The following is a 9,498-nucleotide window of genomic DNA, read 5'->3' as shown; positions in this document are numbered from 1 at the left end:
GCCGGCGTTGAACCGTGCCTCCGTGGGCCGATTGATGTTCTCATCCTCATAGTCAAATTCCGCCGGCGGTTCATTCGGATCCTCATAAAACGTCCGGAATCCATAAACACCCCGACTGTAAAAATGCATGCTGTAATTCACCCATGCCGTGATATAGCGGCCTTGACGCTTCTCCAATCGGGCTTCGATACCCCGGTCCGTCAGATAGCGATTGGGACCATAGGTATAGAAATTGGCATACTCAAATTGGTCCTCATCGGTTCTCTCAATACCTCGATAGCCTATACGATCCATGAGCAGATTTTTGACGTCCTTATGATAACCGGTGATCGCGATCCGGAACATGTTGGCGATATTGTGTTCGTAGCCGAGCTCGTACTTGATGGATTTTTCAAAGGGCAGCTCCGGATCGCCATAATTCATGAGCCCCAGGGCGTCTCGGCGATAATACAGGTACTGGCGCTCAAAGGGTTGCTCCTGATAATAATGACCCCAGTTGAAGAATACTTTGGCGGTTTCACCGATGGGGTGTGAGATGCTGAAGCGCGGCGCCACAACCATTTTCGACGGGGGCTGATAGCGTGGCGCCCCCTCCGGGCCAGTACCCTCAAGGTCCCCCGCAACCTTCGGGGTCCATACCCAGATGGTATCATATAAAGCATCCCGCCAATGGAACCACTCATCCGGAATCCGGATATCCCCGCGTAAACCCAGCGTGATCACTGCACCCTCAAATTCCAGTTTATCACTGGCCCAGAAGGCCGCATTCCGGGGTTTCACATGCCAGAGCCACTTGCCCTGTCGGTCTGACGAGTCACGAAATTCCCTTTTCCGAATATCGTAAATCGTATAATCAAATCCGATGTTGAGCTGATTATACTTATTGACCTGGCTGGTAAGATCGGCCCGGAAGGTGAAGTCCTTGGCAAAATTCCTCTCACTATAATCATAGGTACCACCTAGCGTAATGTTGAAAGGATTCGTCACGTTAACCGGCCAGAATCCTGTCGGTGCGGCCGCATAGGGCCCTCGCAAGGTAGTTGAGTAGCTCGGGTCGTTCGGATCCGTGAGCGTCACGGTCAGAGAGGTGTCTCTTAATTCACACTGGCCTCCGATCTGACGTGTGTTGTTAGCGAAGAATTTCAGATCATAGAATGTGCGTGGACTGAGCGTATGGGTAAAGGTGAGACCGTACTGATTCCGATAATGCGTAGACTTTCCAATTGTGGCGGAATACGGCCAGGCCCCATAACCTGACCAAGCCACCTGTTCAACACCTTCATAGAGATACCGCTTCTCCGACTGGTAATCGGGATTATATTGGCCCTGATCCGGGTACGTTTCTTGCGAACCAAAGCCACCCCCCATTTGTTCATCCCGATAATAATCATAACGGTTCAGCCCGGTCGTCTCCGTATACCGCGCGGTGAAGGCGAGTTTCGTAGATTTCGAGGGTCGTGTCGTGAGTTTGAACATCCCGTTCTGATCAAAGAAATGATCCACAGGTCCATTGTACAGGTAGTAATTCTTTTCCCGGCGAAAGGAAGTAAAGAACGTGGTATTTTTCAGGAACGGAACCGGTCCACCGAAGGTGGCGCTTACGATCAGGTCCGATTCATTCCCGTACTGGGTGGCTTCGTCCCGCATGATATATTTATAGAGCTCCTGCAACAATCCCGGCCGATCGTAATAGGGACTGTCGGAGCCTAGATTGTGCGCCAGTATCTCCCACTTATTCACCAGCGTATCAAATTCTACCGTCGTGCCACTGTCATCGACATACCGCCAGGTGAACCAGGTGGAATCATTGGTCCAGCCCTGCAGATAGTATCGGTCATACCATTCCCTGAGTGATGGGCCGAAATGTTTGCGCGTGGGCTGCGAGAGCCGGTAATCGAAGGTCCCGGTATATCGGTTACTACCTTCTTTGGTTACCAAATTGATCATCCCGGCGGTGGCGTTTCCATAAGAGGCATCGTAGCCCCCAGCACTGATCTCGGCCTGCTCCACCTCGTCGGGATTGACGCGGGTATAGACCTGTTCATCGATGTTGTCCCTGGTCTCGATCCCATCAATCATCAAACTGATAGAGTTCTGGCGCTGTCCACGCATGAAGAGGCCACGCGCATCCACTTCCTCGATACCCATCTGTTTATCCAGAATGTCCTTAAAACTGGTTACCGGCAGTGCCGTCAATTCGGAGCCATCCAGAATGGTTCCGCTGTTCCCGACGTCAGTCTGGATAACCGGACGCTCGGCGATAACGGTCACTTCTTCGCCTTCAATCGTTGTAGGATTGAGGGGGAAATCTAGGGGTGTAGTCAATCCCATCTGGACGATGACGTCGGTGGTTCTGACTTGTACGTAGCCAATTACGGAGGCCGTGACTATATATTCTCCTGGGCGCACATTGAGGATGAAATAATTGCCATCCATATCTGTAGCGGCGCCAAGCGTCGTTCCTTCGATGACCACGTTTGCGCCAGGTAATGGCTGGTTGGTCTCGGCGTCGTACACCTTGCCGGCGATTTTGCCGGACTCGATAGCGAGCAGGGAATTTACCGCGAAGAGAAAAAACCCGGCAGTGAGAGCGATGAGATATGGTTTGGTTCGACTATTTACCATGGTGGTTATTCCTGATAGGTGTGCTGGGGACTAATTGGTGCTTAGGGGGTTCTGGCCAGGGGCGCCCCGTTGAACTCAGGTAGGATATCGGACTTGATATCCCCGGTAATTTTTCGATAGGAAAATATGGGGTGAGCTGGTTTAGACGTAAGACCTTACATCCGTTCGGTGATCGCATAACCGACGATGAATGGGTTAGGCTCATAAGCTAAGGTACGGCAACAATGATATATTCGGTATACCAAGTATACGTTGGAATTAGCGGTGAATCAAGAATAATTTATCGCAGTGCGATAAGGGTCTACCCTTTCCCTTTATGATAAAGCTGATGAAAAGGTGATTGCCTCCGACAAAGAAAAAGGGAAAGGGCTTGAAAAGAGTTAGGATATTATGTACACTTACTATACCTAGTATATACTTTTTGGTGTTAAGCTATAAACTTGTCACATGCATCAGAATGTGTGGGAGTTAGAGTTCCTATGACCGCATTTCTTATAAACGAGTGATTCGATGGCAATTGATCTGGAAAATCCTACTCCCTTGTACCGCCAGATTTTGGAGGACATCGAAGGGCAGGTTTCTGCCGGGGAGCTCAAACCAGGTGATAAGATCTTTTCTCAGCAAGAACTGGCTGAGAGATACGGAGTAAGCCTCATTACCATCAAGAAGGCTCTGGCTGAGCTGGTGAACATGGGCATTTTATTCACCCGCGTCGGGAAAGGCACCTTTGTTGCCCACGCCCCCAAAAAGGCGGACCATTCTGCTTACAAATCGATCGGTTTGGTACTGCGAGATCTCAAAAATCCCTTTTTCTCTTTAATAGTTCAGGGTGTTGAGGAAAAGGCCTCTGAAATCGGCTATAATCTTTTGCTATCAAGCAGCTCCGATCGCGAAGAGAAGGAAGAAACCCAAATTGCCCACCTCCGTGATATCGGTGTTAGAGGGATGATCATCGCTTCGATGGGTTATCATCATCAGGCCACAAGCGGGATTTTGCAGTTACAAAAAGAGAAGTTTCCCTTCGTGATGGTGTCCTATGTACAGAATGAGGACATCAGCTACATCGGTACCGACCATGTTTATGGTGCCTATATCGCGACTGAACATCTGATCGAATTGGGCTACCGGTGTATCGGCTACATCAATAGCGAAGAGGGAGACACTCTTGGGGATTTGCGTAAGAAGGGATATGTGCGGGCATTAAGAGAGCATGGTCACGCCTTGAATGAAGATTACGTATATCAACTACCATTTGAAGGTGTCTGGAACCAATACCAGGCCGGCTATCAGGTGGGCCTGCAATTTGCCGCGCGGGATGATAGACCGGATGCGATCTTTGCCTACAACGACCTTTGTGCTCTGGGATTCGAGCAAGCGGTCCTTACTCAGGGACTGAAGGTTCCTGATAATGTAGCCATCGTTGGGTTTGATGATATTGAACGTAACCTATACGCCCCGGTGCCGCTTTCCACGGTACATCCACCTACTTCCATGATAGGTGCCTTGGCGGTGGAGACACTGGTCAAGATGATTGGAGGGGATCCGGGTGTGACGCGCACTTTTCTGAGGCCTGAACTCGTCATTCGGGACTCATGCGGTGCCAAACAAAGAGCTTCTTCATCCTTGAAGAGCCCTAACTAGCCGACGATCGCGGTCGTTCTCAAGACCTTCTGTAGAATTACAGCTCACTAAGATCCAAGGTCCGCGCTTTCAGGCGTTGTCGTACTGTTCCTGGCTGGCCAATTGTGTTTAATAGTTGCCTGCAGGCGAAGGGTAATGCCTTTCGACAGCGGGGAGCGGTGGTTGTTGAGTCGATCAGATGCAGATTCAACTCCCTCACGCCATCAGAAATTATTATTGATACTTGTATAGATTAATCTATTAAGCTATTTAGTTCACTGGGGAATTGGCCGTGGGTCTGATAATTTGACCTGCGGCTTTTTCTTTTTTCAGATTAAGACATCACCTTTCCTGTCAGCCTCAAGCGTGTAAAAATTTCTCAAGGAATAAAGGAATGGATGGATTGGACAATATCTGATAATTTCGGTAGGATTATGGCTATGAATGGTATAAGCAATTTCCTAATGTAATTTTGAGAATTTCTTATGCTTGCAATCATGATTATAAAATATTATTTTAAATAGTGTTTATATTATAAGTATTATAAAGCTACACAGCTCTACGATATGCCAGACAATATCTAAGATATATGCTTAAGTTCCCTGACAGTTTGGCACGATATCTCCGACCTCTAGCCTTGGATGATGAAAACGAGGCCCGCATAGCTGCGTCCATCAACATAGTGCTATGGATTAGTTTAGGTCTTGTACTGGCTACTGGCTTGGTGAATATCTGCATCTCGCCTAAGCCACTTCCCCATTTTATTGCCTTCGTTACGCTTATGCTCTGGCTCCTGGCCAACATGTACTTTTACCGCCGGGGCCGGGTGCAACTAGTCAGTCGGTTGTTGCCAGCCACTGCATGGTTACTGATTACCGTCCTGGTTCTATTTTCTGGTGGGATCAATTCACCCCACCTTGCGGGCTATATACCCATTATCCTGGTCGTCGGTCTGATGTTCGGCTTGCGCTATGGGATTGGCATTACTCTGTTAAACGTTATAGCCGGTCTGGGTATTCTCATCCTTCAAACGCATGGCTACCTGCCGGAGCAGCGCCTGGTCTACGAGCCAATCAGTATGTGGACTGTCTATATCCTTTGGTTCACTCTTTCAGCAGTACTGATTCATCTGGGGACGCAGGACCTTCGAATAGCTCTGGATCAGTCACGCCATTATGCGAAGACTCAATCATCCGTTGCGCTAAAGCAAAGTACAATTGCCCACCTTTGCCGCGCTACGCTGGAGGCGAATGGTCTTTCCAGTCTATTTGAAATCGCCGTGACGCTCCTTGCCCAGACGCTCGGAGTGGAGTATTGCGCGTTATTTGAGCTACCAGTTTCCGGTGATCGGTTAGTTATGCGGGCCGGTGTCGGCTGGAAGGATGATTTGGTGGGAAAGGCTGCGATTGAAACTGGCGGCCACTCCCTGGCTGATTATACTCTGATGCGAGATTCACCGGTAGTTGTTGAAGATTTGCGGGCCGAAATGGCAATCCCTATGATAACCCCGCCATCGGCGGGGATAACGCTAAGGCAGAGAGGTTTTTTAAGACACTGAAGTATGAGGAAGTATACCTGTGGGAATACCGGGATATGATGGAGGCTTGGGTAAGTATCCACCATTTCATAGAGAAGGTGTACAATCAAAAACGGCTGCACTCAGCACTCAGCTATGTGCCGCCTACTGAGTTTGAACAGCTGATTTTCAAAAAACCATGTGCTTGACTTGTTGTCTCAAATTTGAAGTGCACACCATAATATGGCATAGATTGGTAGGGAATTCACATATATGTAACCGATTTTCCTACCTATATGTTGGAATAAACAACAAGATGTGTCAAGAAACTCGGGAACTCCCATGAACGACCAACACAAGACCAAAGTCCAACTGATCGAAGAACTTGAGCAGACCCGCAAACAAGTAGCTGAGCTTGAGCAAGCTGAGATTGAGCGGAAGCTATTGGAAAAGGCGCTGCATAATCTAATCGAGATTATCCAATTCGTGGAGCATGTGTCAACCAGGATACACGGCAGGGTGGAGGAGGCTGAGATCTATAGGACTGTGAAAGAGGAGTTCGCGCAGTCGAAGCAGTACTCTGTGAGCCTCCTGTTGTTAACCGATGATGACTCTTCGCTTAGAATTGCGGAAGCGTCACTATCTCCCGAGCAGGTTAAGGAGGGAGAGAAGGCAACTGGGCTCAGGATGAAAGGATACAAGATTGACTTGAAGAAATCAAGCATCTACAGTCAAGTCGTACGAGATGGGAAAACGGTCCAAGCCGAGGTCAGCGACATAATAGGTGAATTGTTTCCGCGACAGCTAGCCCACTTAATATCAAAGACTACTGACTACGAGAAGAAGTCCTCCATCCTGACGCCGTTGAAGCGGCATGGAAAAATTATAGGCGCCTTTGCCATGACTTCCCCGGAACTTGCCGAATACTTCATTCCTTCCGTAAGAAACCTCGCACAGCACATTTCAAAATCCTTGGAATGGGCTGATGAATACACCGACCGTAAGCGGGCGGAGGTGGTGCTACGGGAGAGTGAGCGGCGATACCGGCAGATCATCGAAGAAGCTAACGATGTTATCTATATGACCGATCCCAAAGGCTATTTCACATATTTCAATCCGCCCGCTCAAAGGGTAACCGGCTATATGCCGGATGAACTCATTGGTATGCACTACACGGAATTGATCCCCCAGGAATGGCGGGTTCGTATCCAGCAATTTTATAACCAACAGCTTGAAGATCATGTACATGACACGACCATGGAATTTCCAATCCTCAATCGGGCCGGAGAAGAAAAGTGGGTGGAGCAAATAGTGACATTACTCACCGAGGGCGATCGTGTCACAGGATTCCAGAGTATCGTGCGCGACATCACCGAGCGTAAGCGAGCGGAGGCCATGCTCGAAGCCACGCGGGAACAGCTGCGAAACCTTTCTACTCACCTTCAATCTGTCCGGGAAGAAGATCGATCTAAGCTTGCCCGTGAGATTCACGACGAGTTGGGACAGGCATTGACCGCCTTAAAATTCAAATTGATTGATCTAAAGAATTCTCTACCTGCGGATCAGATTTCTCTCGTCGAAAAAGCCAATTCAATAGCTGAATACGTAGATACGACGGCTCAGACAGTCAACGGGATAACCGCCCGATTAAGGCCGGCCCTGCTGGACGAGTTAGGTTTGGTGGAAGCCATTGAATGGGAGGTAGAACAATTTCAAGCTCTTACTGGAGTTAAGTGCGAGTTCACTACTCACCCTGAAAAGTTAGACCTGGATCAGGATTGCTCGACGATGATCTATCGCATCACTCAAGAAGCATTAACGAATGTTGCCCGTCACGCACAAGCAACCAGGAGCACCGTGAGCCTGGAATTGTCTGACGATGAGCTGAATCTGAGCATTACGGATAACGGTATCGGGATTACTGAAGAGCAGGCATCAAATCCCAGATCGCTTGGAATTATTGGCATGCGGGAGCGGGTTCTAAGCGCCGGAGGTGATTTTAAAATTTATGGTGTGCAAAAGAAGGGGACCAGGATCAGGGTGACAATTCCAATAGGAGAGGAGAAACAGGACGATGCTAAAATTTCTGGTAGCAGATGATCATCCCGTAGTCCGGGCCGGGGTAAGACAAGTAATCGAGAACAATTTCGAAGTAGACCTTATCGACGAGGTAGGCACCTGCCAGGAGGTGCTAGAAAAGGTATGGCGTCATCCTTATGATATCGTGCTCCTGGATATTACCATGCCGGGTAGGAGCGGCCTGGAAGTATTAAAGCAATTGAGGCGCGATCGATATACGACGCCGATACTGGTGTTGAGCATACACCCCGAAAAACAATACGCAATCCGCGTATTGAAAGCCGGGGCCTCGGGATATCTGAACAAAATAAGTGCGACCGATGAGTTGGTGGATGCTATCCGGGTAGTCCTGCAAGGAGAAAAGTATATTTCCCCTTCATTGGCGAAGGCATTAGCCTCCTATATAGAGTCCGGGGAAAGGGAATCCCCCCATGAAAGTCTCACCAATCGTGAGTTCGAAGTGTTGAACATGATTGCTTCAGGTGACAGCCTGAAAAAGATCGCTGAAAAGCTAGGACTCAGTGTTAAAACCATCAGTGCCCACCGGGCCAATATCCTGAGGAAAATGAAGATGAATTCGAATGCAGAACTCATACGCTATGTCATTGAAAAAGGGCTTTTTGAATAGAAGATTGGGAGCTGCCCGTTTTAATGCCCTGATGCCGGTCTCGGCCACCTTATAAGAAAACACCTATAACATTACTTGCCTCAGCCCTATGCTTAAATAGGGAAATTCTTACTATACATATGGAAAATAATGTGACATCCATCACGGTCATATAATCATGGTTAATTAGATTCATTTGCAGTAAATGGAAGAGCGATTCACCATATATGCCCGGGAGGATAAGATATCATGAGGCCCCGCTACATTGCCGCCCTATTGACATTGCTGGTCAGTGCACTGATTGTGACTTCTGAGGCGCAAATCCCGCGTACTCTTCCCTATCAAGGCTTGCTGACCGACGGTTCGGGTATGCCCAAGCCGGATGGGACTTACGTCTTCACCTTCAGGCTCTACGACCATGAATCTGGTGGAAGCCTGCTGTGGACTGAGATCAAAGACCTCCAGGTTGAACAGGGGCATTTTTATACCGTGCTGGGTAACCAAACGCCGATCGGAGAATCTGTCCGCTTTGACCGGCGCTACTGGTTGGGTATTCAGATGGGCGGTGAACCCGAGCTCTCGCCGAGAATTCCCCTGACGAGTGTGGGATACAGTTTTTATGCCCTGCGGGCCGATACGGCGCAGTATGCCCTACACGCGCTGGGGCCTCCAGGCCCCCAAGGGCTGAAGGGTGATAAAGGTGACCAGGGCCCTCAAGGGCTGAAGGGTGATAAAGGTGATCCAGGTGTCCAAGGGCCGAAGGGCGACAAAGGCGATAAAAGCAATCCTGGAGACCAGGGTCCGAAAGGAGACGAAGGCGATCCCGGAGCCCAGGGAGCTCAGGGCCCTCAAGGCTCCAAGGGTGACAAAGGTGATAAAGGCAATCCTGGAGACCAGGGTCCGAAAGGCGACGAAGGCGATCCCGGAGCTCAGGGCCCTCAAGGCTCCAAGGGTGACAAAGGTGATAAAGGCAATCCTGGAGACCAGGGTCCGAAAGGAGACGAAGGCGATCCCGGAGCCCAGGGGGGTCAAGGACCGAAGGGTGACAAAG

General features: G+C 49.3%; 6 protein-coding genes and 1 pseudogene. 6 read left to right on the top strand and 1 reads right to left on the bottom strand.

Features of this window, described 5'->3' with window-relative positions; all coding sequences use genetic code 11:
* The coding region (locus ACETWG_05745) for a carboxypeptidase-like regulatory domain-containing protein (protein ID MFB0516091.1) at positions 1-2,625 on the bottom strand (2,625 nt) is incomplete at its 3' end.
* Between the two features lie 510 nt (positions 2,626-3,135).
* On the opposite strand from ACETWG_05745, the gene ACETWG_05740 reads away from it, so the two are divergent.
* The 6 genes and pseudogenes from ACETWG_05740 to ACETWG_05715 form a co-directional block, all read left to right on the top strand.
* Positions 3,136-4,266 (top strand): substrate-binding domain-containing protein, encoded by a 1,131-nt coding sequence (locus ACETWG_05740; protein ID MFB0516090.1) that lies wholly within the window; start codon positions 3,136-3,138, stop codon positions 4,264-4,266.
* 589 nt (positions 4,267-4,855) lie between these two features.
* A complete protein-coding gene (locus tag ACETWG_05735; GenBank protein MFB0516089.1) occupies positions 4,856-5,803 on the top strand; it encodes a hypothetical protein in 948 nt (315 codons plus the stop codon).
* A pseudogene (locus ACETWG_05730) lies at positions 5,728-5,970 on the top strand (integrase core domain-containing protein). The gene ACETWG_05735 and the pseudogene ACETWG_05730 overlap by 76 nt, the downstream one beginning before the upstream one ends.
* A 133-nt stretch (positions 5,971-6,103) precedes the next feature.
* A complete protein-coding gene (locus ACETWG_05725; protein ID MFB0516088.1) occupies positions 6,104-7,861 on the top strand; it encodes a PAS domain S-box protein in 1,758 nt (585 codons plus the stop codon).
* On the top strand, positions 7,836-8,468 hold the full coding sequence (locus tag ACETWG_05720) for a response regulator (GenBank protein ID MFB0516087.1): 633 nt from the start codon (positions 7,836-7,838) through the stop codon (positions 8,466-8,468). Before ACETWG_05725 ends, ACETWG_05720 begins: the two co-directional genes overlap by 26 nt.
* 228 nt (positions 8,469-8,696) lie before the next feature.
* On the top strand, positions 8,697-9,498 hold an 802-nt coding region (locus ACETWG_05715; protein ID MFB0516086.1), incomplete at its 3' end, for a hypothetical protein.

The sequence above is a fragment of the Candidatus Neomarinimicrobiota bacterium genome, assembly GCA_041862535.1.
Lineage (GTDB): Bacteria > Fidelibacterota > Marinisomatia > SCGC-AAA003-L08 > TS1B11.
Note: the sequence above shows the minus strand (reverse complement) of the source record. Positions and strands in the feature narration are given on the sequence as shown.

What these genes read in the sequence shown, in the direction of transcription:
- ACETWG_05720 (MFB0516087.1), top strand. Translation starts at nt 7,836, where the DNA reads ATGCTAAAATTTCTGGTAGCAGATGATCATCCCGTAGTCCGGGCCGGG.
- ACETWG_05740 (MFB0516090.1), top strand. Translation starts at nt 3,136, where the DNA reads ATGGCAATTGATCTGGAAAATCCTACTCCCTTGTACCGCCAGATTTTG.
- ACETWG_05725 (MFB0516088.1), top strand. Translation starts at nt 6,104, where the DNA reads ATGAACGACCAACACAAGACCAAAGTCCAACTGATCGAAGAACTTGAG.